Source organism: Streptomyces sp. CA-106110 (assembly GCF_050936285.1).
GTDB lineage: Bacteria > Actinomycetota > Actinomycetes > Streptomycetales > Streptomycetaceae > Streptomyces.
In genome coordinates this window covers 3,760,255-3,783,543 of the sequence record NZ_JBNJNB010000001.1, presented here as the reverse complement: position 1 = coordinate 3,783,543, position 23,289 = coordinate 3,760,255, and the positions used below count along the sequence as shown (strand labels likewise).

The following is a 23,289-nucleotide window of genomic DNA, read 5'->3' as shown; positions in this document are numbered from 1 at the left end:
ACCGCTCGCCGTCGGCCTGTGGTCAGCCCGCGCTCGGGGCGGTTGCCGCGTCGAGGTCGATGTCCGCGTCGAGGATCGTGGTGCCGGGGAAGAAGCCGGTGACGGCCCAGGCCACGGTCTCCCGGATGACGCGCTCGGCGATCGGGTCGAGGATGCTGGCGAGGCTCGGGATGCCGAAGTCGAAGTCGGCGTGGAAGACGACCGAGACGTCCGGGCCCTGCTGGCGGAGCGTCCACACGCCCTCGAAGCTGTCGAAGTCGCCGTCGGTCTGCTCGAAGCGGATCTCCAGCTCGTCGGGGAGGAAGGTGTCCTCCTCGGTCCAGCGCAACAGCCCGCTGCGGAAGTGCAGTTCCCAGCTGGAGCTGCCGACCCGCTCGGGCAGGGTCGCGTGCACCTTCGTGGACCGGACGTGCGGGGCCAGTTCCGGGTAGCGCTCCCAGCGCGGGACGGTTACGAAGACCTCCTCGGCGGAGGCGAGGCGCACCAGGGCGTGGAGTTCGACGTGTCGCATGGTCAGTTGCCGCCTTCGGGCATCGTGGCCGAGCGCCGCACGAGGTCGACGGTGGCCTTGTCGAAGGAGTCGAGGAGGAATTCGACGTCCCGGTCGGTGAGGATCGCGGGCGGGGTGAACCGCACCACGGAGGAGCCGTTCATCGAATGGTTGGCGACCACGCCGTGGTTGAACAGCTCGATCAACAGTTCGCCGGCCAGTCCCGGCTCGACCAGTTCGACGCCGATCAGCAGGCCCTGGCCGCGCACGTCCACGACCAGGTCGGGGATGTTGCGCCGGGCGATCTCGGTGATCCGCGGCAGCAGCCGGGCGCCGAGCTCGCGGGCGCGGGGCACCAGCTCCTCCTCGCGGATCGCCCGGACGGTGCCCTGCACGGCCGCCATCAGCAGCGGCTGGCCGGAGAAGGTCGCGGTGTGGACGTAGGGGTCCTTGTCGAAGGGCTGGAACGCCTTGCGGGTGGCGATGGCCGCCGAGACCGGCACCACGCCACCGCCGAGCGCCTTGCCGGCCAGCAGCACGTCCGGGCGGACGCCCTCGGCGTCCAGGCCCCACCACTCGCCGAGCCGGCCGAAGCCGGTCTGCACCTCGTCCAGCACCAGGAACCCGTCGAACTCCCGGACCGCTTCCTCGACTTGCTTGAGGTAGCCCTTGGGCGGGACGATCACGCCGCCCTCGCCCTGCACCGGCTCGAGGATCACGCAGACCTCGCCCGGGTGCTGCGACAGCTCCGTGCGCAACGCGTCGATGTCGCCGAACGGCAGGTGCACCACGTCGGGGATCAGCGGGCGGAAGGGTGCCTGGTAGACCTCTTTGGCGGTGGCCGACAGGGCGCCGAGCGTCTTGCCGTGGTAGCCGTCCTTCATCGAGACCGTCCGCTTGCGGCCGCCTGCCCGGGCGAGCTTCAGGGCGGTCTCCACCGCCTCCGCTCCGGACAGGGCGAAGTGCACGCGGTCCAGTCCCTCCGGGGCCACCGAGACCAGCGCCTCGGCGGCGCGGGCGACGGTGGGCTCCAGCAGGATGCGGGTGGCCACGGGATGCGTCTCCAGCTGCCGGCGCACCTCCTCCATGACGACGGGGTGGCGGGCGCCCATGATGAAGACGCCGTATCCGCCCGCGTTGAGGAAGCGTTCGCCGTCGGAGGTGGTCAGCCAGGCTCCCTGCGACGCGACCTCCATATGGGTGCCGAAGAGCTCGGCCAGGGTCGCCCGGCCCTTGCTCAGATGGGCCCGGTACAGCCGGAGGATCTCCTCCTCCTGGCCGACCGGGGTGTCGACGGTCGTGGTCATCGGTGACTCGCTTTCGGTCCGTGGGTGGGCCGGTAGGGGGCGGGGTGGTCCGGGCCTCGTCCCGGTCTCAGGACAGGTCGAGGGGGGCGCCGCCGGCGTACGCCAGCAGCGGCTCGACGGTGGAGCCCTGGGACGGCGGGTGGAAGGCGAGCGGGCGCACCGAAGCCGCCGCCCGGAGGTGCGCCGAGGACCGGATGAAGTCGATGCCGCCGAGCAGCTCCAGCGCCTGCTGGGTGGCGAGCGAGAGCGCCTCCTGAGCGGCGAACCGGGCGATCAGCACCTGGGAGACGGCGTCCTCGCCGCCGACCCCGTCGCGCAGCGCACGGGCGGCCCCGAGCAGCAGGTCGAAGGCGGACTCGGTGCGGATCAGCAGGGTGCCGCGCTCGGTCGCGCTGCCGCGCCCGCGGGCCAGCACCTCCTCGGTCAGCCCGGCGGCGGCTCCGGCGTACCCGGCCGACACCAGCATCTCGAACCAGACGAAACCGGCGTTCTGCAGGTCCTCGATCCGGTCCGGGTCGTCCGCGGTGGTGCGGACCACCATGTCCTCGGGCACGAAGACGTCCGCCAGACGCACCTCGTCGCTCTGGGCGGCGGCCAGTACCTCACTGGCCCAGAAGGGGTGGACGGTCAGGCCCGGCGAGGCGGAGTCCACCAGCGCGAGCGCCAGCTCCCGCGTGCCGTCCGGGCCGGGCACCGCGATGCTCGCGGTCAGCAGGCTCATCGAACGCGACAGGCTGCACGGCTTCTTGACGCCGTTGAGCAGGTAGCCGCCCTCGACCGGGTCGGCGGTGACCGCCGGGGTGAGGATGTTCTGCTGGGTGCGCCCCTCGGCCCAGCCGGAGGCCATCAGCCGCTGTTCCGGCACCACCGTGTGCAACACCTCGGTCTGGGCGGGCGTCAGCCGGCCCGGGCCGCCGGCGAGGGCGTAGAGCATCGCGGCGGTGAAGTGGTGCATGGTCGAGGCCGCCGCCAGCGACGGCGACAGCGCGCCGACGGCCCGCTGCACGAGCACGGCGTCCACCGGGTCGGCGCCCAGGCCCCCGTACTCGGTGGGGATCAGCAGCCCCACGCCGGCGGCCGAGCGGAACAGGTCGACCACCTGGCTGCCGGGGGCCTCGCGCTCCTCGAACGGCGGGGCCGACAGGGCCTTCACCAGTCCGGGGTGGAAGCGCTCGCAGGTGTCGCGGGCGGCGTCGAGAGTTCTCATGGGTGTCACCTCGTTCAAGGGTGTTCGCGGGTGGGGTCGGCCGGCCGCCCCGGGGGCGCGCCGGCGGGCGGGTCAGCTGCCGAAGACGGTCTGGTGGGGGCTGACGTCCCGCGCGAGGCTGACGCCCTGAATGTGGGAGGTCTTGAGCATCGGGTAGTTGGCCTCACCGAAGACCCCGCCGGTCAGACCGGTCCCGCCGTGGCTGGGGAGGTAGGGCAGGAAGCCGATGTGCGAGTCGTTGACCTTCAGCAGGCCGCCGTTGACCACCCGCTGCACGAAGGTGTCCACGACCTTCTCGTCCTTGGCCCACAGCGAGTTGCGCAGCCCGTACTCGTTGGTGTTGACGAAGTCCAGGAAGCGGTCGACCAGGACCTCGTCGGTGCCCGGCTCGGCCACCACGATCGGCAGCAGAGGGAAGAACGTCTCGTGCCGCACCACGTCGTGCTCCCGGGCCGCGCTCAGCCCGTCCACCCGCAGCACGGTCGGCTGCAGGAAGACGCCCGTCTCCGAGGGCGTGCCGTCCAGCTCGGTGCGCCTGCCGCCGGTCACCAGCTGCGCGCCCTGCTCCAGGGCCCGGTCCAGCAGGCCGAAGAACCGCTCGGTGCGGCGCACCGGCGACAGCAGCACGTCCTCCTCGTCGGGGTAGCCCGGCCGCACGCCGGCGACCTGCCGCTCGACCTCGGCGATGAGGTCGTCAGCGACCTCGGGGTGCACCAGCACGTAGTTGGGCACCATGCAGATCTGCCCGGAGCCGTAGAACGACTCGGTGATCGCCTCTGCGGCGTAGGCGAGGTCGGCGTCCTTCCAGACGATGATCCCGTCGTTGCCAGCCAGTTCCAGGATCGGCTTCTTGCCGTGCGCCACACACTGCTCCTGGAAGCGCAGGCCCTCCTGGCTGCCGCCGATGTAGAAGATGTCGTCGATCAGGGGGCTGGTGATCCAGCGGTCCAGGGTCTGCTTGGGGTTGGCGCAGACCACGTTGAGCGTTCCGGGGGGCGCCCCCACCTCGTCCAGCAGCGGCGCGGCCACGTCCCGCAGCACCCACAGGGTGCTCAGGGCGATACTGCGCGGGGCGCGCACCACGACCGCGTTCCCGGCCATCACGGCCAGCACCGCCAGGGCCGCGCTGGGCGCCGGGGCGTTCTGCGGCGGGTTGAAGGCAACCACGCCGTCCGGCTGGCGGCGGACGATCAGCCGGCGCCCGCCGTCCTCGAACTCGGTGTGCATCTGCTGCGCGTACCAGCGGATGCTCGCCTCGCTGTAGACCTGGAGCAGGCAGCTGAGCTCCCACCGGGCCAGCTTCACCGGATGGGACTCGGCGACCAGCATCTCCACGAACTCGTCCTTGCGGCACAGCAGTTCCTCGCGGAAGAGGGTGCCGAGCCGCATGCGTCGCTCCAGTGGGACCGCCGCCCAGCCGGGGGCGGCCGCGGCCGCGGCCTCGGCGGCGAGGTCGATGGCCGCGTCGTCGGCGACCGCGCACCGGCCGATCACGTAGGGGTGATTCGCGGCGGGTGAGTCCGCGTCCTTCTCGAGGGTGCGTTTGAGGCTGACACTGGTGAAGACATCCTCAAGAAGCGACTTGGCGCTCACGGTGTAAACCCAGCCGTCCCCCTCGATGTCTTTTCCCGCGATAAACAGCCCGTAACTGCGGAACTTTTTCCCCGGATTCATCCTGCGGACCCTTCGGAAATGCAATCGAAATCGGATTCCAGGCGAAATCGGATTGATGATTGCAGTCCGCTCTGACCGCGCACTGACGCGAGGCTGATCCGGGCTCGACAAAACCCGGTGAGCCGGGTGTGCGCGGTGATTTCCCGTCAGTCTTCGTACGGCCGGGCACCGGTGATTACCTGGTAGGTAATTGACCCCTCTGACAACCGGACGACACGCTTGACAAAGCACTCGGCCCACGCGTCCACCCGGCCGGGGGCGCCTGGTGAACATCCACGTGATCGATCTGGAGTACGAACGATGACCACCGAGACCAACCGCAGCGCCTCGGCGCCGTCACCGCCCACGCCGGCGGCCGGGAATCCGACCGTGCCCCATCGGCTGATCCTGCCGACCGTGCTGGCCGGCGTCTTCATCACCACCCTCGACTTCTTCATCGTCAACGTCGCCATCCCCTCGCTGCAGACGGACCTCAAGGCGAGTGCCTCCGCCATCGAGTGGGTGGTCGCCGGGTTCGGCCTGGCCTACGGCGTGGGGCTGATCACCGGCGGACGTTTAGGCGACCTGTACGGGCGCCGCAGGATGTTCCTGCTGGGCCTGGGCCTGTTCACCGTCGCGTCGCTGTTGTGCGGCGTCGCCCAGTCCAGCGAGTTCCTCATCTTCTCCCGGGTGCTCCAGGGCCTGGCCGCGGCGATGCTCGCTCCCCAGGTACTGGCACTTCTGGGCACGATCTTCACCGGTGCGGCGCGCCTGAAAGTGTTCGCGGGCTACGGCCTGGCCATGGGTCTTGCGGCCGTCTTCGGGCAGCTGATCGGCGGCCTGCTGATCCAGGCCGACATCGCAGGCTGGGGATGGCGTTCCTGCTTCCTGGTGAACCTGCCGTTCTGCCTGCTGATCATCGGCCTGACCCTGAAGCTGGTCCCCGAGTCACGGGCCGAGGGCCGGCCGAAGCTGGACTTCCTCGGCGTCAGCGTCATCACCCTCGCGCTGGTCGCCCTGGTGCTGCCGCTCATCGAGGGCCGTCAGCACGACTGGCCGGCCTGGACCTGGATCTCCTTCGGTGTGTTCGCCGTGCTGCTGGCCGTCTTCGTGGGTGTCGAGCGGGCGATCGCCGCGCGCGGCGGGTCGCCGCTGGTCAACATCGCGATGTTCGGCGACCGCGCCTTCGTCGTCGGCCTCGCCTGCCAGCTGGTCTTCTGGATGGGCCAGGCGTCGTTCTTCCTGGTGCTCGCCCTGTACATGCAGGCCGGCCGCGGTCTGAGCGCGCTTCAGGCAGGCCTGCTCTTCGCCGCCATCGGCGCGGGCTACATGTACACCTCGATGAACGCGACCAAGTTCGCCGCCAAGCTCGGCCGTCAAGTGCTGGCCGTCGGCGCCCTGCTCATGGCCGTGGGCCTGGTCGTCATCGGTGTCACCGCCGCACAGCTCGGCACGGGCGGCCACACCCCGTGGCTCATCCCCGGCCTGGTCATCGACGGCGCCGGCATGGGCCTGGCGGTCGCCCCGCTGGCGTCCACGGTGCTCGCCCGGGTGAACCCGCAGTACGCGGGCTCGGCTTCCGGCGTACTGACCACCGGTCTGCAGATCGGCAACTCGATCGGTGTGGCGGTGATCGGTGTGATCTTCTACAACGCGCTCGGCGACCACCCCGTGGCCTCGTCCTACCCGCACGCCTTCGACATGGGGATCATCTTCCTCGTGGCGGTCGCCGCCACCCTGGCCCTCCTGGTCCAGGCGCTGCCCCGCACGAACGCCGGCAAGTGACCCACCCCGAATGATCTCCCGGAGCGGTGACCCCCGCGCCGCTCCGGGTCCGACGGAGAGAGAGTGTTGCACGTGAGTGCCAGTGAACTGCTGCAGCGTTACGTCGCCATGTGGAACGAGCCCGACTCCGCCGTCCGGCGGGCCGAGGTGGCGGACCTGTGGGCCCCGGACGGGCTGCACTACACCCAGACCCGCCGCTTCCAGGGCACCGAGGAGTTGGTGGCCCGCGTCACCGAGGCGTACGACCAGTTCGTGGGCGGCCAGGGGCTGCGTTTCCGGTCGGGCGGAGACCCGGTCGGGCACCACGACGCGCTGGCGTTCAACTGGGTGATGTCGCCGGGCGACAGCGATGCGGTGCTCGCGGTCGGCTTCGACGTGGTGCTGCTGGACGTCGAGGGCCGGATCGTCGCCGACTACCAGTTCAACGAGCCCCCGGCCGCCTCCGCCGACCTCGACGGTCAGGCCGAGCGGCACCTGGCGGCGGTCGCCGCCGGAGCCGAGCGGCTGCGCAAGGAGATCGCGGACCTCTATCTGCCTGGTGCCCGACTCGTCGACGAGAGCGGTGTGTACGACGGTGTGGACGCCGTCGCGGTCGCGCTCACGGCCGGCGGTCCGCGCCGCCCGGCGGGCAGCGCCTCGGCGCAGCACGACGCCTTCCGCTACCCGTGGCGGGCGGAGTCGGGCGAGACCGGCGTGGACTTCCTGCTCCGCGACGAGCAGGGCCAGGTCCGCGAGCACTACCGCTTCGCCGGGGCAGGTCAGCACCCGGCGTGAGCCCCTGGCCCGCGGCACCGGACGGGCGCCGCGGGCCAAGAGGCGGCAGGTCGCGGGCGGTGTCCCCCGTCACCGCCCGCGGCCCGCTTTCGTGGTTGTGCCTGACGCCCAGGATGATGCAGGGTGATGAGATGACCGAGGTGCAGGAAAGTCGGCAAGTGTCCCGCCCGGTGGGCGAATTGATGCGCTGGTGGCGGGAGCAGCGGGGCTACAGCCAGCTCGCACTGGCCACCCGGGCCGAGATCTCGGCACGGCACCTCAGCTTCCTGGAGACAGGGCGGTCCAAGCCCAGCCGGGACATGGTGGTGCGTCTGGGCCGGCATTTGGACCTGGCGTTGCGTGAGCAGAACCAGCTGCTGCTGGCCGCCGGCTACGCGCCCGCCTACACAGACTCTCCTCTGGACGTTGCCGAGATGCTTCCCGTGCGTGGTGCGCTCCGCCAGATCCTTTCGGGGCACGAACCCTTCCCCGCCCTCGTCGTGGACCGCAACTGGAACATCGTGCTCAGCAACAGCGGCTTCGCGCTCTTCGCCGAGGACGCCGCGTCCGACCTGCTGCGGCCTCCCGTCAACGCGCTGCGGCTGGCCGTGCACCCCGAGGGCATGCAGCCGCGGATCCTGAACTTCGCCGACTGGCGGGCCCAGTTGCTGCTGCGTCTGCAGCGGCGGGTGGAGCTGACCGCCGAGCCCGGCCTGGCCGAGCTGTACCGGGAGCTGCGCACCTATCCGGGTGGCGGCGAGCCGACCCGGCCGCCCCGCACCGACAACGCCGACCTCACACTCCCGCTGCGGCTGCGGTACCGGGACATGGAGCTCTCCCTGATCTGCACCATCGCCACCTTCGGCATGCCGCTCGACGTCACCGTCGCCGAACTGGCCGTCGAGGCGTTCCTGCCCGCGGACGGGCCCACCGGCGAGCTGCTCAACCGTCTGCACGCGTCTGCCCCCGCCGGGCAGGACCCGGCGGGGGCAGCGTGAGCGCAGCGCGCCGCGGGGCTCGCGGTCAGCTCTCCTCCCCGGGCGGCGGCACCACGTAGCTCGGCGGGATGTCGAAGTACTGGTGGTCGGAGAGGATGCGGCCGTCGTCGTCCAGGGTGACGAAGTCGAACCCGACGGCCTCCAGCGCGCCGGTGGACTCCGACACCATCACCCAGTTGAAGCGCAGCGTGTTGTGCTGCCCGCGCGCGTTGCTGCACGAGCGGAAGGTGAAGCCGCCGGCGGCGTAGGCGTCGTGGGCGTAGCCCACCTGGGTGGCGATGGCCTCGTGGCCGCGGACGACGGCGATGGCGTTGGCGTAGGCGCCGTCGTCCGCCCACAGCTCCTCGACGCCCTTGCGGCGGGCCTCGGGGTCGGTCTCGGTCCAGACCGCGACATAGCGGTCGGCGAACTCGTTGGGATTGCCGGCAGTCATATGGGGCTCCTTCCTGGTTCTCCTCGGGCCGGCCCGGTGGTGTCCGGACCGGCGCGGGTGGCGATGGGGGTGCTGGTGCGGGTCAGAACGCCGGCTGTGCCCCGGCGACCCGGCCGCGCAGCAGGCGGACGAAGTCGGCGGTGATCGACGTCGTCTCCTCGTGGATGAAGAAGTGCCCGCCGCGGAAGAGGCGGTTGCCCAGATAGGACCTGGTGCGCGGGACCCACGACGCCATCGCCTCCGGGTCGACCAGCGGGTCCCTGTCGGCGCTGTAGGTGACCACCGGGCACGGCACCTCGGCGTCGTCGTCGCGGTAGCTGGCGCAGACCTCCAGGTCCGCCCGCATGGCCGGCATCATCAGGCTGAGCGCCTCGGTGTCGTCGAGGATGCTCTCCGGCAGCGAGCCGAGCCCGCGGGCCCAGTCCACCAGCTCGCTCTGCGGCACCTGGAGCTGCTCCGGGGGCGGGGTGCGGAAGCCCTTCGGCGCCCAGGCGGAGGCGCCCAGCAGCACCGGCGGCCGCTCGCCGCGCTCGTGCAGCTCGACGGCCAGCCGGTAGCCGACCAGCGCTCCCATGCAGTGGCCGAAGACGGCGTACGGGCGGCCGTCCAGCTCGGCGGCGAAGCAGTCGGCGAGTGTGTCCACCAGGGGGCGGACATCGGTGAACTTCTCCTCATCGAGCCGTTCCTGACGGCCCGGCATCTGGATGCACTGGGTGGAGACATCGGCGGGGATCAGCGGCGGCCAGTCGTGGTAGATCGACGCCCCGCTCCCCGCGTAGTGCAGCAGGAAGATCCGGGTACCGGCATCGGGCGCGCTCTCCGGCTGGAACCAGCGGTCCGCCACGGCGGCGACTGGCTCGGTCATCGTGCTCCTTCGGGTGGTTGCGGATGGGGTACAGGTCGCCGGTGGCCGCACGGGGACGGCGGCCACCGGCGACCGGCGCGGACGGCGGTGGCGCCCGGATCAGCCCGCCTAGTGCTGCGTTCCTCAAAGTGGGTGTGGACCGCTGGGCGTCAGGGGGCGCATGATGCGTGGTGGAGGACTGTGCCATGTATCTGCCTCTGTACGCGCGTCCGGCGCGTGATCCGGACGAGGAGCACAAGATCCGCAAGCTGGCCGGCGCTCGTCATGCCCCCGCTGATTGGATCCTGCGAGCCCGCATGATCAGCCTCAGCTGGGCCGGGAAGCAGGTCACCGCCATCGCCGCCGAACTGGGTTGCCATCCCAAGACCGTGCGGGAGCGGCTGCACCGGTTCAACGCCGAGGGCATCGACGGGCTCGGCGACCGGCCGATCAGCGGACGCCCGCGCCGGCTGACCGAGGCCGAGCGCTCGGTGGTCATCGCCCTGGCCCAAAGCGATCCTCCCGGGCGCCCGGTGCCCGGCCCCGGCGGCGCCCTTCAGGCCGCCGACGAGACCGGAGCGCCGGCCTGGACGCTGGATACGCTCACCGAGACAGCCCGGGCCGGCGGTATCGACGTGCACCGCAGCCAGGTGCGCAGGATCCTGCTGGCCGAGGGGGTGCGCTGGCGCCGTACCCACTCCTGGGCGACCAGCAAGGACCCCGACTTCGCCCCAAAAGAACGGCGGTCGTCGGGCTCTACACCGACCCGCCGCCGCGCTCCACGGTGATCTGCGGCGACGAGCTCGGCCCGGTCATCCCGCGCACCTTCGCCCCCGCGCCGGCCTGGTCCCCCGACGGGCACAGGATCAAGGCGCCGCTGGAGTACGCCCGCGGCAGTCAGAAGACCTGGGTGTACGGGGGCCTGCGCATCCGCGACGGCCAGGAGGTGACCCTCTGCGCGCCGTCCCGCAACACCGCCGGCTGGCTGAAGCTGCTGCAGGAGATCGCCCGGGCCAACCCGCGGGGCCAGGTCTACGTGGTCGCCGACAACCTCTCCAGCCACGCCAGCGGCCCCATCCGCAGGTGGCTGAGGAAGCATCCGAGGGTCCATCAGGTCTTCATCCCCGTCGGCGCGTGCTGGCTGAACCTGGCCGAGGGGTGGTGGCGGATCTTCCGCAAGACCGCGCTGGCCGGGCAGACCTTCGCCGACCCCGACGAGATCGACCAGGCCACCCGCCTGGCCACCGCCCAGCTCAACGCCCGTGCCAAACCGTGGGTTTGGGGGCGACCCCCGCCACCGCACCGCCGACTACGCCGGAAGTTCGCCTACCTACTTTGAGGAACGCAGCACTAGGCGGCCGCGGCGGCGATGCGTTCGCGCAGTTCCCTGCGCAGCACCTTGCCGGTGGGGTTGCGGGGGAGGGCGTCCAGGAACTCGTAGCTGGTGGGGATCTTGAAGTCGGCCAGCCTGCCGCGCAGGAAGACCATCAGGTCGCGGCCGGTGATCTCGCCGCCCGGCGCGGCGACCACGCACGCGCGGACCGTCTCGCCCCAGCGGGCGTCGGGCACACCGACCACCGCGACGTCGGCGACCGCGGGGTGCGCCCGCAGCGCGTTCTCCACCTCGACGGGGTAGATGTTCTGGCCGGCGACGATGATCGTGTCGTTGATCCGGTCGCACAGGAAGAGGTAGCCGTCCTCGTCGAGGTAGCCGGCGTCGCCGAGCCTGAGCCAGCCGTCCTCCAGGGTGCGGGCGGTGGCGTCCGGCTGCCGGAAGTACTCGATGAAGTGCGCCGGGGTCCATACGCTGAGCTGGCCGATGGTCCCGGTCGGCTGCTCCTTGCCGTCCTCGTCCACGATTCGCACGACGTTGCCGGGGCAGACCCGGCCGGCCGAGGTCAGCCGCGGGTTGCCCAGCACATGGTCGGCCGGGGTCAGACAGGTGACCACACTGCCCGTCTCGGCCGCGGCGTACATCTGGGCCAGCTCGCAGCCGAACATCTCGAGGCAGCGCTCCAGTTGCGACGGCGAGATGGGTGCGCCGCCGTAGACGACCTTGCGCAGCGAGGCGAACGCCTCAGGACCGGCGGTGTGCTCGGCCATCATCATGTCGAGCATCGCGGGAGCCGCCCACACGGTGGTGACCTGGTGCGCGGGGATCAGCCGCACCGCCTCCTCGGCCATGAACATCCCCATCACCACGGAGGTCGCGCCCACGTTGAAGGCGTGCATGAACCAGGCCATGCCGCCCGAGTGCAGGCCGGGGAAGCAGATCAGCGTCCGGTCCTCCGGCCGCCAGTCGATCCAGTCGCAGCCGGCCTGCCGCATGTGCTCGATGAAGGTGAAGAACGTGCGGTGGGCCAGCACCACACCCTTGGGCAGGCCGCTGGTGCCGCTGGTGTACATCTGCACCATCGGGTCCTCCGGCCCTATCTCCACCTCCACGTCGCTGTCCGGGACGTCGCCCTTCCAGGCGAGGAAGCCCTCGGCCCGGTGGCCGTCGCCGTCGAAGCGGCGGACCTCCCGCAGCTGCGGCAGACCGTCGCGGACCCGCTCGACCGCGGGCAGGAACTCGCCCTGCACAAAGGTCGTCCGGGCGCCGGAGTCGCGCAGGATGTGGTCCACCTCGGCGGCCGTCAGCCGCCAGTTGATGGGCACCAGCACGACGCCGGTCTTCGCGCAGCCCAGGGCCAGGTCGTAGTAGTGCTCGTTCTCCCGGCCCAGGAAGGCGACGCGGTCGCCGAAGGACAGGCCGGCCGCCTTGAGGGCGTGGGCGGTGCGGTTGCTCGCGCGGTGCAGCTCGGCGTAGGTGGTCTCGCGGCCCTCGCAGACGATCGCGGGGTGGTCCGGCCGTCGGGCTGCGTGCAGCGTGGATCGGGCGGCGATGGTGTCCGTGCTCGGTCCGGCCACGGAAGTCTCCTTTTCGGTGTGCCGCGTGGTGCGTCGGTGTCGGGGCGCGGTGGGGGCGGGCCGCTGTGGCGGCCTCGTCCCCGGCCGGCACATGCGGGGCGGACGCCGGGGCCGGGTCCGCGACGGGCCCGGCCCCGGCGCCGTCAGGCCGCCGCTGAGGCCGTGAGCTGCTGCTCCAGGAAGGCCGCGAGCTGGGCCGGCGACGGGTGGTCGAAGGCCAGCTGGGGCGGCAGCGGCAGCCGCAGCGCCGCCTCCAGCGTGTTCTTCAGCTCCACCGCCACCAGGGAGTCCAGACCGAGCTGCACGAACTCGGTGTACGGGTCGATGGAGTCCGGGTCGTCCAGGTGCAGCACGTCGGCGGTCCTGACCCGCACGAACTCCTCGAGCGCCGCCAGCCGTTCGGCCTGCGTCTGCTGCCGCAGGGCCTCCAGGTCGAGGGTGTGCGCCTGGTCGCCGCCGGGCTGCACGAGCTTCTCGTACAGCGCGTTGCGCACCGGCTTGGCCGCGGTGAACCGGTCCCAGTCCGCCTCACCGGCCACGATCTGGCTCAGCGGACGGCCCAGCACCGAGGCGAAGGCGCGCGCGCCGCGGCCGGGCGAGAAGAGCTTGATGCCCTCGTCCTCCCAGCGCCGGATCAGCGCCTCGCCCAGCCGGGCCGACATGCCGACCTCGGCCCACGGGCCCCAGTTCACCGACAGCGCCGGCAGGCCCTGCGCGTGACGCCACCCCATCAGCGCGTCCAGGAAGGCGTTGGCCGCCGCGTAGTTGGACTGGCCCGGCGCGCCGACCACCGGCGCGGCGGAGGAGAAACCGACGAAGAAGTCCAGCTCCGGGAAGGCCGCGGCCGCCTCGTGCAGCAGCCAGGAGCCGAACACCTTCGCCCGGAAGACCGCGTCCAGGGTCTGCCATGTCTGGTCGGCGACGGGCTGGTCGGCGGTCGTGCCGGCCGCATGGACGATGCCCCCGACCGGCACTCCGGAGCGCAGCAGTTCGGCGCTGATCCGGCCGAGGTCCGGCGGGCTCGAGACGTCGCCCCGCAGGACGGTCACCTCCGCCCGCTCCTTCAGCCGCTCCAGCAGATGCGCCACGTCCGGCACCGGGTCCGTGTGGCGGCCGACCAGGGCGACCCTGCGGGCGCCGAGGTCCACCAGCTTCTCCGCCGCCACCAGGCCGAGGCCGCCGAGACCGCCGGTGATCAGGTAGACGCGGTCCGGCCGGACCGCGACGGTGCGAGGTTCACGGGCCGTCGGGTCGTCGAACTCGAGGACCAGTTTGCCGATGTTGGCACCGCGGCTGAGCACGCCGAACGCCTCCTCGACCTCGTCGAGGGTGTAGCCGGTCACCGGCAGCGGCGGCAGCTCGCCCGCCTCCACCAGCTCGGTGACGAGCTGCATGATCTCCTGGTTGAGCGGGATCAGCCGGTCCTGCGGCAACTCGCTGAGGTCGAAGTTGAAGTACGACACGTCCGGCCGCTCCGCCGCGACCTGTTCCGGCGTCCACGCCCCGACCTTGCCCAGCTCGACGAAGCGGCCGCCCGGCCCCAGGGACCGCATCCCCGCCGGGATGAAGTCCTTGTTGAGGCTGTTGAGCACGATGTCGACACCGCGCCCGCCGGTGATCCGCTCGATCTCGTCGGCGAAGTCCAGCGTGCGGGAGTTCATCAGATGCTCGACCCCCTGCTCGCGCAGCAGCGGCCACTTGCGCGGGCTGGCGGTGGCGAAGACCTCCGCGCCGGCCAGCCGGGCCAGATGGGTCGCCGCCTGCCCGACGCCGCCGGCCGCCGCGTGGACCAGCACCCGGTCGCCGGCCTTCATACCGGCCAGCCGGTGCAGGGCGTAGTACGCGGTGACGTACACCGATATCAGGCCGGCCGCCTGGGTGAAGTCCAGCCCCGAGGGCTTGCGCACGGCCACCGCGGACGGCACGGTCACCCGGCGGTGCATCAGGCCGAGGTAGTTCACGATCACCTCGTCGCCGGGGGCGAAGGTGGCCTCGGGACCGGCCGCGACGACGGTGCCGGCGCACTCGAAGCCGAGCGGCTGCTCGCCGAACTCCTTCATCATGCCGAGGGCGTTGAGCACATCCTTGAAGTTGAGGCCGACCGCCGCCACCTGGACCTGGATCTCGTCGCCGGTGGGCGCCACCTCCTCCACGCGCTCCGGCCGGATGCCGGCGAAGGTGCCGTACTCCTTGACGGCCAGGCCGAAGCCGTTGTCCCGGCGGGCCCGGGCATCGTCGGCCAGCAGCCGCCGCACATGCCGGTGGCCGCCGCGGTAGGCCACCTGGAAGTCGCCGGTCTCCCGCGCGGTCAGCTCCGCGACGAGCGCGCCAGGACCCGAGCCGTCGGCCGGCAGGTCGATCAGCGTGGTCCGGTACGACGGGTACTCGTTGAGCATCACCGCGCCGAAACCCCACAGCGAGGTCCCGGCGAGCCGCACCCGATCCGGGTCGTCCCCGCGCAGCAGCTGAGCCTGTTCCGTCGCCAGCCACAGCCGCTGCTCGCGGCCGAAGCCGTGCCGGTCCAGCACCGCCAGCAGGGCCAGCAGGCGGCCGTAGTTGCGCTCGGACTCCGCGCGCAGGCCCTCCGCGCCCGCCCGGTCCCCGTCCGTCTGCCAGAACCAGCACACATCGGTGATCCGCTCCTGGGCCAGCACCGTGCCGGCCTCGTCGGCGTCGTCGGCGAAGACCACCCGGCCACCGCCCTCGACCAGCCGGGCCGCGGCCTCCTGGAAGCCGTCCGCCGAGCGGCCCACCAGCAGCACCCGGCGGTCGGTGACGCTGTCCGGGCCCGCCGCCGAGCGCTTGGTCCAGCGCAGTTGGTGGAAGAAGCTGCGGCGGGACGTCCCGGGTGTGTCGGCGAGCTGCTTCAAGCCGAGCCCCCGCAGCTCCATGACCGGCTCGTGGCCCTCAAGCACCAGCACATCGGCGCACACGTCGACGTCCGGCGAGTCGGCCGGGACCAGCCGCAGCAGGGTACGCAGCGACTCCGCCCGCGGCTTGCGGAAGAGAGTGAAGCGGCCGAAGCGGACCGGCAGATAGGAGTTGCCGTCGTCGGCGAGGGCGCCCATGTTGTGCATGGCCGCGTCGAGCAGCGCCGGCGGGACATGCTCCAGCGGACCGGCATCCACGCCCTGCAGGTCGCCGACGGTCAGCCCGCTCGGGAAGCGGGTGACCGAGCGCATCAGCCGGAACGCGGGACCGTAGTCGAGCCCCGCGCCCGCGTAGGCGGCGTACACGTCGTCGGAGCGCAGCAGGTCCTCGGGCCGCTCGTCCTGGCCGGCCAGGTCCACCAGCGCCCGGGCCGCCTCGCTCGGGCCGTCCTGCGCCTCGTCCGCGGCCGACAGCACCGCCGTCGCGTGCAGCCGCTCGACCTCCTCCTGGCCGCTTCCGGCCAGGCTGGCCATCTCGACCACCGAGGTCCCGTCCGCGCCGGGGCGCAGCCGGGTCCGCAGCCGGGCGGGAGTGTCCGCGTCGAGCATCAGGGCCTCGCGCAGGCTGACGTCGCGGACCGCCCGGCGGGTGTGGCCGAGCACCGCGTCCTGCAGGGCGAGCACGATCTCCAGGTAGCCGGTGCCGGGGAAGACCACCTTGCGCATCGCCACGTGCTCGGCAAGGTAGCCGGGCCGCTCGGCGCTGATCACGGTGGAGAACTCCCGTATGCCGGCGGCGCGCTGCTCCGGGGTGGTGGTCTCGGCGCCGAGCAGCGGGTGCTGCACTCCGCTGGTGTCGGTGATCCGGGCGCCCAGGCCGTGGCGGTTGGAGCCGGTCGGCAGCCAGTACCGCTTGTGGTCGAACGCGTAGCCGGGGAGCCCGACCGCCGTGCGCTCCCGGCCGGTGTGGAAGCCGGTCCACGACAGCGTGAAGTTGGCCGCGTAGAGCTGTGCCAGGGCGTTGCGCACGGTCCGGCCGTCGGTGTCCTTGGGATGCAGGCTGGCCACCCACAGGTGGTCCTGGGCGCTGACGCACTGCTTGGCCGGGGCGCTCAGCCCCAGCGACGGGCCGATCTCCACCATCGCGTGCCGGCCCCGGCGCTCCACCGTGCCCATGCCCCTGGCGAACTCGACCGGGGCGCCGATGTGACGCACCCAGTAGTCCGGGGTGGCGATGTCGCGGAACCGGGCCACCTCGCCGGTGACGTTGGAGATCAGCGTCAGCGCGGGGTCGTGGAACTCGATGCCGGCGATCTCCGCGCGGAAGGCGTCGTACACCTCCGCCATCAAGGGGGAGTGGAAGGCATGCGAGACGGTCAGCCGCTTGACCCGCAGGCCGCGCTCGGTGAAGGCCGCCATGGCCTCCTCCAGCGACTGCACGCCGCCGGAGATCACCGTCTGCTCGGGCGAGTTGACACCCGCCACCGCAAGGTCCTGGTACTTCTCCAGCAGCGGCGCCACGTCCTCGACCGGGGCGCCCACCGCGGCCATGCCGCCCGGTGCGGACACCGACTGCATCAGCCGGGCGCGCGCGGCCACCAGCGCGGTCGCGTCCGCGAGGCTGAACAGCCCCGCCACCGCGGCCGCCGTGACCTCGCCGATGCTGTGGCCGATCAGCACGTTGGGCCGTATCCCCCACGACATCCACAGCTTCGCCAGCGCGTACTCCAGGGTGAACAGCGCCGGCTGGGAGTACAGCGTCTGGTTCAGCTCCTCGGCCGCCTGCCCGTCGGTCGCGAACATCAGCTCCCGTACCGAACGGCCCAGCTTCGCCGCGAACAACTTGTCGCACTCGTCGACATGTGCGGCGAAGACCGGGAACTGCCGGTACAGGGCGGCTCCCATGCCCGGGTACTGCGAGCCCTGGCCGGCGAAGAGGAACGCGGTCTTGCGTACGTCGTTGCGGCGGCCCCCGGCCTCGGCCGTCTCGGCATGCCGGGCCAGCAGAGCGGTCAGCGACTCGTGGTCGGTGACCACGCCGCCGATCCGGTGGGCGAAGTGGCTGCGGCCGACGTTGGCGGTGTAGCACAGGTCGCCGATGTCCACGCCCGGGTGGCGCTCCAGGTGCTGCTGGTAGCGCTCGATCTGCATGCCCAGCGAGCGGCGGGACTTCGCGGAGAGGGTGAACACGTGCCCGCCCTCGTCGGCCGTGTCCGCCGCGTCGCCCCGAGCCGGCTCGGGTGCCGGAAGGGCCGGCGGTTCCTCCAGGACGGCCGCGGCGATGCTGCCGGCGAAGCCGAAGCTGTTGACGACGGCCCGGCGGACGCCCTCTGCCTTCCACGGGCGGATCTCGGTCGGCACCGTCACCGGGATGTTCGACCACGGGATACGGCCGGAGGGCTTGCTGAAGTTCACATGCGGGAAAATGGTGCCCGCCTGCATCTGCAGAACGGTCTTGATCACGCCCGCGATCCCCGCCACCGGTTCGGTGTGGCCGATGTTGGTCTTCACCGACGCCACGGTCACCGGGCGTTCGGCGGTGTGCGAGTCGGCGAAGACATCGCTGATGGCCCCCATCTCGATGGGGTCGCCGAGCGGGGTGCCCGTGCCGTGCGCCTCGACGTACTGGATGTCGGACGGCGCCAGGCCGCCGTTGCGCAGCGCGGCGCGGATCACCGACTCCTGGGCGGTGCCGTTGGGCACGGTCAGACCGGCGCTCTCGCCGTCCTCGCCGATGGCGGTGCCGCGGATCAGGGCGAGGACCCGGTCGCCGTCGCGCTGTGCGTCCGACAGCCGCTTGAGCACCAGCACGGCGCAGCCCTCGGCGCGCACGTAGCCGTCGGCGTCCTCGTCGAAGGTCTTGCAACGGCCGTCCGGGGCCAGCATGTTGGCGTGCGAGAACATCACGAAGATGCGCGGGTGGTGCAGGCAGTTCACCGCGGCGGCCAGCGCGACGTCGCACGAACCGCTGCGCAGGCCCTCGACGGCCAGGTGGGTCGCGGTCAGCGACGAGGCGCACGCGGTGTCCACGGTGAGGCTCGGTCCACGGAGCCCGAAGAAGTACGACAGCCGCCCCGACAGCGGGAAGAGCGTGATGCCGGCCGCGAGGTGGCCGTCCAGCTCCTCGTAGGGCAGGCCCTCCATCTCCAGTGCGTAGTCGATGGAGCTGGCACCCACGTACACGCCGCCGTTGCCGTGCCGCAGATCGACGGGGTTGATGTTGGCGTGCTCCAGGGCCTGCCACGCCGTCTCCAGCAGCAGCCGCTGCTGGGGGTCGACGAACGCGGCCTCCTTGGGCGAGATGTTGAAGAACTGGGCGTCGAACTGGTCGATCCGGTCCAGGAAGCCGGCACCCGTTGTCCTGACCTTGCCCCGCTCCGGTTCCGCGTCGGCGCCGCCCTCGGCCAGTTCCGCCGCCTCCTCCGGGCGCGGCGACAGTGCGGCCACGTCCCAGCGGTCCTCGGGGACGGGGCGTATGCCGGAGCCGCCCTCCTTGAGGAACTCGGTGAACCCCTCGGGGGACTCGTTGCCGCCCGGGAGCCGGAACCCCATGCCGACCAGTGCGATGGGCTCGTTGTGCTGCTCGGCGGTCGTCATCGCGCCCGGCCCGCTGTTCTCGGACGCCGTAGTGCTCGACGTTTTCGACATGACGGTCTTCCCTCTTCTCGATGGCCCGCAGCGGTCACGGGATGAGGTCGCCGAGGACCTCGTCCGCCAGGTATTCGACCAGCTTTTCGACGGTGGGGCTGTTGAACAGCACGTTCGTGCTCAGCGTGCATCCCAGCACCTTTTCCAGCCGGGCCTTCACCTCCATTATGCGGAGCGAGGTGAAGCCCAGAGAGAAATAGCTCTGATCGGTGGGGAACACCTCGTCGCCGCCCATGAGGAGGACGTCTTTGAATTCCGCGACGACGATGCTCTCGAGGTATTCCGACCGCTCGGACCGGGGGAGCGAGGAGAGTTGCTCCACCGCCAGGGCCTGTTCGGTCATCACATGCTCCGTATAGCGTCACCGGCCCGGGCACCGGCTCCCACGGGCGGGACCTCCGGCACTGCGACCGCCTCCGTCGCGGTTGGGCCTTGGGAATGGGCGGATGGGGGAAAGGCGGATTGGGAAAGGCATATGGGGTAGGGGCAGTTGGGCTGATGGAATCAGCCCGCGCTGACGCCTCCCTGACCGGACCCTGATGGCATCCGGGCCCGGGCATGCGACAGGGCCGGGGGGCAGGAACCCCAGCCGCATGGGAATTCCTGCCCCCCGGCCTGCCGGCGGGGGAGTGCTCGCTGCGCGGAGAGGGCAGGATTCGAACCTGCGTGGGTCCGTGGACCCGACCGTTGTGTTGGTCCCCGATAAGCCGCTCCGGGCACCTCTCCTGGTGTGTTGCGCGGAGAGGGCAGGATTCGAACCTGCGTGGGTCCGTGGACCCGACCGTTGTGTTGGTCCCCGATAAGCCGCTCCGGGCACCTCTCCTGGTGTGTTGCGCGGAGAGGGCAGGATTCGAACCTGCGTGGGTCCGTGGACCCGACCGTTGTGTTGGTCCCCGATAAGCCGCTCCGGGCACCTCTCCTGGTGTGTTGCGCGGAGAGGGCAGGATTCGAACCTGCGTGGGTCCGTGGACCCGACCGTTGTGTTGGTCCCCGATAAGCCGCTCCGGGCACCTCTCCTGGTGTGTTGCGCGGAGAGGGCAGGATTCGAACCTGCGTGGGTCCGTGGACCCGACCGTTGTGTTGGTCCCCGATAAGCCGCTCCGGGCACCTCTCCTTGAGTTCGTTCCGGTTTCCCGTCCCGCTCTCGAGAAATACTGTGCCAGCCCCCGCTGACACCGCGCTGACAGCCGCCTGACGTATTTCCCCGCATTCCCGCCGGCTCTACCGCCGCACTATTTTCCGGTGCTCTACTTTCCCGAGACGAACCGCGTCAACGAGGAAGGACCGCTGTGTCGACGACAAGCGCAACGACCCTGGACAGTCCCGTGCTGCGGGCGATAACGACGCACACTCAATCCGAGAACCCCAGCTCGTTCCTGGCCCTCAACACCGGGAACAGCGTCTTCACCCTCCCCGGCGTCGACGGCGTCGCCGTCTACCGCCGGACCGGCCGCTACCTCGTACAGTTCGGCGGCCCCTTCGCCGCTCCCGGCGACTACGGCAAGCTCCTCTCGGGCCTGCGTCAGTACGCCCGGGACGAGCAGCTGCACCTCCTGTCCGTCCAGCTCCAGCGGCCCGACGCCGAGCAGTACCGGGAGGCCGGCTTCACGGTCAATCAGATCGGGGCCTCGTGGGCGGTGCACCTGCCCGAGTTCACCCTGCGCGGCACCCGCTTCATGCAGCTGCGCAACAAGATCTCCCGTGCCCTGCGCAACGGCCTGACGATCGAGGAGCTGCCGGCGGACGACTGGGAGGAGGCGCTGCACACGATCGACAGCGCCTGGCTGGGCTCCAAGGGAGACCACGCCCGGCCCCTGGAGTTCCTCGTCGGCCAGGTCGGCGGTCCCGCGCAGGAGCACCGCAGGCTCTTCGTCGGCAGCATCGACGGCTCTCCGGTGAGCTACATCTCCTACTCGCCGGTCTACGGCAGCAGGAGCGGCTGGATGCACGACCTGAGCCGGCGCATCCCGGGCGGCTCCCCGGGCTTGATGGAGGCCATCAATGCCGCCGCCATCGAGAAGTTCGTCACCGAGGGCGTGGAGTGGCTGCACTTCGGCTTCACCCCGTTCACCGGCCTGTCCGAGGACGACGAACTGCCCGGCAGCAGCCCTTCCTTCCAGTGGCTGATGCACTTCCTGTGGGCCGAGGGCGCCGCGCTGTACCCGGCGCAGTCGCAGCTGGACTACAAGCAGAAGTGGGCCCCGCACGCGGTGCTGCCCGAGTACGTGGCCTTCGACGGGCCCGCATCCATCGCCGCCTTCGCCCACATCTTCCGCGCCTGCAACGCCTTCTGAGGCACGGCCTCCACCCCACCCGCAGACACTCGGCGGCACCCGGCAGGCCCCGGCAGAGCCGCCCCACCCGCAGGAGGAGCACATGACGACCGCTACCGCCCAGGACCCCCGTTCCACGGACGAGCTCAAACAGGCGCTCGTGGAATCGCTGATGGCCGTGATCGGCGCGCCCGACGACGAGCCGACGGCGGAGTCGGCTGCCACGATCATCCGCACCCTCGACCAGCGGCTGGCCGCGGAGGCCGCTGCACACTGACCGCCCGGCAGCCGCGCGCCCGGCCGTGGGCGGGGGAGGGCGACGGACGGCGGACACGGCTTCGTACACGGCACGAGGAGGCGGCGGCCCCGGGGTGACCCGGAGGCCGCCGCCCCTGGTTGAGAAGGTGCCGTTGTCCGTCGGCGCTCCAGCCGTCCTGGCGTTCAGCGGTCCGGCCGCCGAGGACTCGGGCAGTGCAGGAGTCGGACCGCGCATCAGCCAGGCCGCGCATCGGTCGAGCCGTTCGGCAACCGGACCGTTCGGCAACCAGCCCTTTCTGCCGTGTCGCTGTCCGGCTGCCGCCGCCGCATGACCGCCGCTCAGACGGCCGACCGCAGCGCCGCTCGTGGCACCGGCCCGGCCGGCAGCTCCACCTCCAGTGACCCGTCCGCCGCGACCATCGCGTCGTACAGCCTCCGCACCTGCGCACTGGGCTCTATGCCCAGCTCGGCACCGAGCGTGGTGCGCAGCCGCTGGTAGGTCTGCAGCGCCTGCCAGACCCGGCCCGAGGCGTACTGGGCCGCCATGAACTGCGCGTGCAGACCCTCGTGCAGCGGGTGTTGCGCCGAGAGCGCGGCCAGCTCGCTGAGCACCTGGCCGTACCGTCCCAGCCGCAGATCGGCGGCGATCCGGCTCTCCAGCGCCGTCATCCTCGCCTCGTCCAGCCGCAGCACGTCGATCTCCAGGACCAGGCCCGTCCTGACGTCCACGAGTGCCGGCCCCCGCCACAGGGCGAGCGCTCGCCCCAGCAAGGTGGAGGCGGCAGCGAAGTCACCGGCGACGAAGGCCGTCTGGCCGAGCTCCTGCAGCCGTTCGAACTCCTGCGTGTCGATCGCGCCCGGCTCGACATCGAGCTGGTAGCCGCCGTGCCGGGTGACAAGCACCTCCTTCGCGTGCGGATTGTCGGCTCCGGCCGTCCAGCCGTCGGCGGGTGCGCCCGGCACGCCGTCCCCCGGGGTCATCGCCCGCTCCAGCAGGCGCCGCAGCTTGTGGATGTAGGTCTGGAGCGTGGTCGGCGCGCTGTGCGGCGGCCGGTCACCCCAGATCTCCTCCATCAGGGTCGCTGCGGTGACGACACCGCCGGCGCGCAGGGCGAGCAGGGCGAGGATCTGTCTCGGCTTCGCCGCGCTGGGGACGATGGAGCCATGGTTCTCCCGTGCGATGAACGGACCAAGGAGCTTGATCTGCACCGCTGATCCGCCTCCTTCCAGGGTGACTGGTGACGCCTGGCGTGATGCCCGGCCCGCGGTACTCCGCGGCTCGGGTCGCCGCGGCATCGGCCTCATCTCCTCCAGCCTGGGTGACGGAACCGGTTTCCCACCAGGTACGGCCTCTTGACTCCGGCGGGAGTTTCACCCTCCGCTGTCATGAAGAATCCACCCCCGAAACATGGCGGACGCACTTTTCCGCAGGCCGGGACCGGACCAGACTCACGCCGTCACACCGCACCGTCCGCCTCGGGTGACGGACGGAGATCCCGCGCAATCGCAGGAGTGCGTCCGCACCCACCGCCGCCCGCCCCCGACGGCGGTCGTCGGGATGGGGAGTGGCGTGGACCCATCGAGTGCGCTGCCCCGCGCTGGTTCGAGGTGGTGTCGAGCGGAGTGGCCTCCGGGCCGTCGGCAGTTGGTGCCCGCACGGTTCGGCAACGTTCTGCTCCGGGTCGCGGCGGCTCGCCGAGCCGACTCGGTAAAGCGTTGTTAAGAGAATTAATCAGCTTTCAATCATCTCCCGATGCCGAAACTCTCGGGAATACGGCCAGAAATCCTCTTGGAACCGGGCTGTGCATCCTCTGGGGCGGTTTGGCGTTCGGCCAAAAAGTATGCTGCCTGAGGGGATGA

The 23,289-nt window shown here is 71.2% G+C and carries 17 protein-coding genes and 5 tRNA genes; 7 read left to right on the top strand and 15 right to left on the bottom strand.

Going from position 1 to position 23,289, the window contains the following annotated elements; all coding sequences use genetic code 11:
• Positions 1–22: 22 nt before the first annotated feature.
• The 4 genes from ACQEXA_RS17395 to ACQEXA_RS17380 all read right to left on the bottom strand — a co-directional run bounded on the left by ACQEXA_RS17395 (position 23) and on the right by ACQEXA_RS17380 (position 4,678).
• Entirely contained in the window at positions 23–511 is a 489-nt protein-coding gene (locus ACQEXA_RS17395) for a type II toxin-antitoxin system RatA family toxin (protein ID WP_432933440.1), read from the bottom strand.
• A gap of 2 nt (positions 512–513) precedes the next feature.
• The gene (locus ACQEXA_RS17390) at positions 514–1,797 is read right to left on the bottom strand and encodes an aspartate aminotransferase family protein (RefSeq protein ID WP_432933442.1); all 1,284 of its coding nucleotides are present in this window, start codon (positions 1,795–1,797) and stop codon (positions 514–516) included.
• 67 nt (positions 1,798–1,864) lie between these two features.
• Positions 1,865–3,004, bottom strand: coding sequence for an acyl-CoA dehydrogenase family protein (locus ACQEXA_RS17385; RefSeq protein ID WP_432933444.1), 1,140 nt, complete (start codon positions 3,002–3,004; stop codon positions 1,865–1,867).
• A gap of 72 nt (positions 3,005–3,076) precedes the next feature.
• Positions 3,077–4,678 carry an aldehyde dehydrogenase family protein gene (locus tag ACQEXA_RS17380; protein ID WP_433130533.1) on the bottom strand — a complete coding sequence of 534 codons (1,602 nt, stop codon included), beginning with the start codon at positions 4,676–4,678 and terminating at the stop codon, positions 3,077–3,079.
• A gap of 300 nt (positions 4,679–4,978) precedes the next feature.
• Here ACQEXA_RS17380 and ACQEXA_RS17375 point away from each other — a divergent pair, with 300 nt between their 5' ends.
• From ACQEXA_RS17375 to ACQEXA_RS17365, 3 genes are all read left to right on the top strand, one after another.
• On the top strand, positions 4,979–6,442 hold the full coding sequence (locus ACQEXA_RS17375; protein ID WP_432933448.1) for an MFS transporter: 1,464 nt from the start codon (positions 4,979–4,981) through the stop codon (positions 6,440–6,442).
• 72 nt (positions 6,443–6,514) lie between these two features.
• Entirely contained in the window at positions 6,515–7,216 is a 702-nt protein-coding gene (locus ACQEXA_RS17370; RefSeq protein WP_432933450.1) for a hypothetical protein, read from the top strand.
• Positions 7,217–7,347: 131 nt separating this feature from the next.
• The gene (locus ACQEXA_RS17365; protein WP_432933452.1) at positions 7,348–8,193 is read left to right on the top strand and encodes a helix-turn-helix domain-containing protein; all 846 of its coding nucleotides are present in this window, start codon (positions 7,348–7,350) and stop codon (positions 8,191–8,193) included.
• A gap of 25 nt (positions 8,194–8,218) precedes the next feature.
• On the opposite strand, the gene ACQEXA_RS17360 is transcribed toward ACQEXA_RS17365, so the two are convergent.
• Entirely contained in the window at positions 8,219–8,626 is a 408-nt protein-coding gene (locus ACQEXA_RS17360) for a nuclear transport factor 2 family protein (protein ID WP_432933454.1), read from the bottom strand.
• A gap of 82 nt (positions 8,627–8,708) precedes the next feature.
• Positions 8,709–9,491, bottom strand: a complete 783-nt coding sequence (locus tag ACQEXA_RS17355) for a thioesterase II family protein (RefSeq protein WP_432933456.1) — start codon at positions 9,489–9,491, stop codon at positions 8,709–8,711.
• Between the two features lie 185 nt (positions 9,492–9,676).
• Here ACQEXA_RS17355 and ACQEXA_RS17350 point away from each other — a divergent pair, with 185 nt between their 5' ends.
• Both ACQEXA_RS17350 and ACQEXA_RS17345 read left to right on the top strand, forming a co-directional pair.
• Entirely contained in the window at positions 9,677–10,258 is a 582-nt protein-coding gene (locus tag ACQEXA_RS17350; protein ID WP_433128951.1) for a helix-turn-helix domain-containing protein, read from the top strand.
• Positions 10,153–10,809 (top strand): IS630 family transposase, encoded by a 657-nt coding sequence (locus ACQEXA_RS17345; protein WP_433134576.1) that lies wholly within the window; start codon positions 10,153–10,155, stop codon positions 10,807–10,809. Before ACQEXA_RS17350 ends, ACQEXA_RS17345 begins: the two co-directional genes overlap by 106 nt.
• Before the next feature lie 11 nt (positions 10,810–10,820).
• Here ACQEXA_RS17345 and ACQEXA_RS17340 read toward each other — a convergent pair whose 3' ends face one another.
• The 8 genes from ACQEXA_RS17340 to ACQEXA_RS17305 form a co-directional block, all read right to left on the bottom strand.
• On the bottom strand, positions 10,821–12,380 hold the full coding sequence (locus tag ACQEXA_RS17340; RefSeq protein ID WP_432933458.1) for a long-chain-fatty-acid--CoA ligase: 1,560 nt from the start codon (positions 12,378–12,380) through the stop codon (positions 10,821–10,823).
• 143 nt (positions 12,381–12,523) lie between these two features.
• Positions 12,524–18,898, bottom strand: coding sequence for a type I polyketide synthase (locus ACQEXA_RS17335; RefSeq protein WP_433130530.1), 6,375 nt, complete (start codon positions 18,896–18,898; stop codon positions 12,524–12,526).
• Positions 18,899–18,932: 34 nt separating this feature from the next.
• The gene (locus ACQEXA_RS17330) at positions 18,933–19,241 is read right to left on the bottom strand and encodes an acyl carrier protein (RefSeq protein ID WP_432933462.1); all 309 of its coding nucleotides are present in this window, start codon (positions 19,239–19,241) and stop codon (positions 18,933–18,935) included.
• Between the two features lie 298 nt (positions 19,242–19,539).
• Positions 19,540–19,624 (bottom strand) — tRNA-Val (locus tag ACQEXA_RS17325).
• A gap of 12 nt (positions 19,625–19,636) precedes the next feature.
• A tRNA-Val gene (locus ACQEXA_RS17320) sits at positions 19,637–19,721 on the bottom strand.
• A gap of 12 nt (positions 19,722–19,733) precedes the next feature.
• Positions 19,734–19,818: transfer RNA gene (locus ACQEXA_RS17315), tRNA-Val, on the bottom strand.
• Between the two features lie 12 nt (positions 19,819–19,830).
• Positions 19,831–19,915 (bottom strand) — tRNA-Val (locus ACQEXA_RS17310).
• A 12-nt stretch (positions 19,916–19,927) separates the two neighbouring features.
• Positions 19,928–20,012 (bottom strand) — tRNA-Val (locus ACQEXA_RS17305).
• Between the two features lie 175 nt (positions 20,013–20,187).
• Between ACQEXA_RS17305 and ACQEXA_RS17300 the strand changes: the two genes are divergently transcribed.
• A complete protein-coding gene (locus ACQEXA_RS17300) occupies positions 20,188–21,192 on the top strand; it encodes a DUF2156 domain-containing protein (RefSeq protein ID WP_432933464.1) in 1,005 nt (334 codons plus the stop codon).
• Positions 21,193–21,274: 82 nt separating this feature from the next.
• Positions 21,275–21,448: a hypothetical protein gene (locus ACQEXA_RS17295; protein WP_359397880.1), complete on the top strand. Its 174-nt coding sequence runs from the start codon at positions 21,275–21,277 to the stop codon at positions 21,446–21,448.
• A gap of 320 nt (positions 21,449–21,768) precedes the next feature.
• Here ACQEXA_RS17295 and ACQEXA_RS17290 read toward each other — a convergent pair whose 3' ends face one another.
• Positions 21,769–22,638: an AfsR/SARP family transcriptional regulator gene (locus ACQEXA_RS17290; protein ID WP_432933466.1), complete on the bottom strand. Its 870-nt coding sequence runs from the start codon at positions 22,636–22,638 to the stop codon at positions 21,769–21,771.
• Positions 22,639–23,289: the final 651 nt, after the last annotated feature.

What these genes read in the sequence shown, in the direction of transcription:
- ACQEXA_RS17395 (WP_432933440.1), bottom strand. Translation starts at nt 511, where the DNA reads ATGCGACACGTCGAACTCCACGCCCTGGTGCGCCTCGCCTCCGCCGAG.
- ACQEXA_RS17390 (WP_432933442.1), bottom strand. Translation starts at nt 1,797, where the DNA reads ATGACCACGACCGTCGACACCCCGGTCGGCCAGGAGGAGGAGATCCTC.
- ACQEXA_RS17385 (WP_432933444.1), bottom strand. Translation starts at nt 3,004, where the DNA reads ATGAGAACTCTCGACGCCGCCCGCGACACCTGCGAGCGCTTCCACCCC.
- ACQEXA_RS17380 (WP_433130533.1), bottom strand. Translation starts at nt 4,678, where the DNA reads ATGAATCCGGGGAAAAAGTTCCGCAGTTACGGGCTGTTTATCGCGGGA.
- ACQEXA_RS17375 (WP_432933448.1), top strand. Translation starts at nt 4,979, where the DNA reads ATGACCACCGAGACCAACCGCAGCGCCTCGGCGCCGTCACCGCCCACG.
- ACQEXA_RS17365 (WP_432933452.1), top strand. Translation starts at nt 7,348, where the DNA reads ATGACCGAGGTGCAGGAAAGTCGGCAAGTGTCCCGCCCGGTGGGCGAA.
- ACQEXA_RS17360 (WP_432933454.1), bottom strand. Translation starts at nt 8,626, where the DNA reads ATGACTGCCGGCAATCCCAACGAGTTCGCCGACCGCTATGTCGCGGTC.
- ACQEXA_RS17355 (WP_432933456.1), bottom strand. Translation starts at nt 9,491, where the DNA reads ATGACCGAGCCAGTCGCCGCCGTGGCGGACCGCTGGTTCCAGCCGGAG.
- ACQEXA_RS17350 (WP_433128951.1), top strand. Translation starts at nt 9,677, where the DNA reads ATGTATCTGCCTCTGTACGCGCGTCCGGCGCGTGATCCGGACGAGGAG.
- ACQEXA_RS17335 (WP_433130530.1), bottom strand. Translation starts at nt 18,898, where the DNA reads ATGTCGAAAACGTCGAGCACTACGGCGTCCGAGAACAGCGGGCCGGGC.
- ACQEXA_RS17330 (WP_432933462.1), bottom strand. Translation starts at nt 19,241, where the DNA reads ATGACCGAACAGGCCCTGGCGGTGGAGCAACTCTCCTCGCTCCCCCGG.
- ACQEXA_RS17295 (WP_359397880.1), top strand. Translation starts at nt 21,275, where the DNA reads ATGACGACCGCTACCGCCCAGGACCCCCGTTCCACGGACGAGCTCAAA.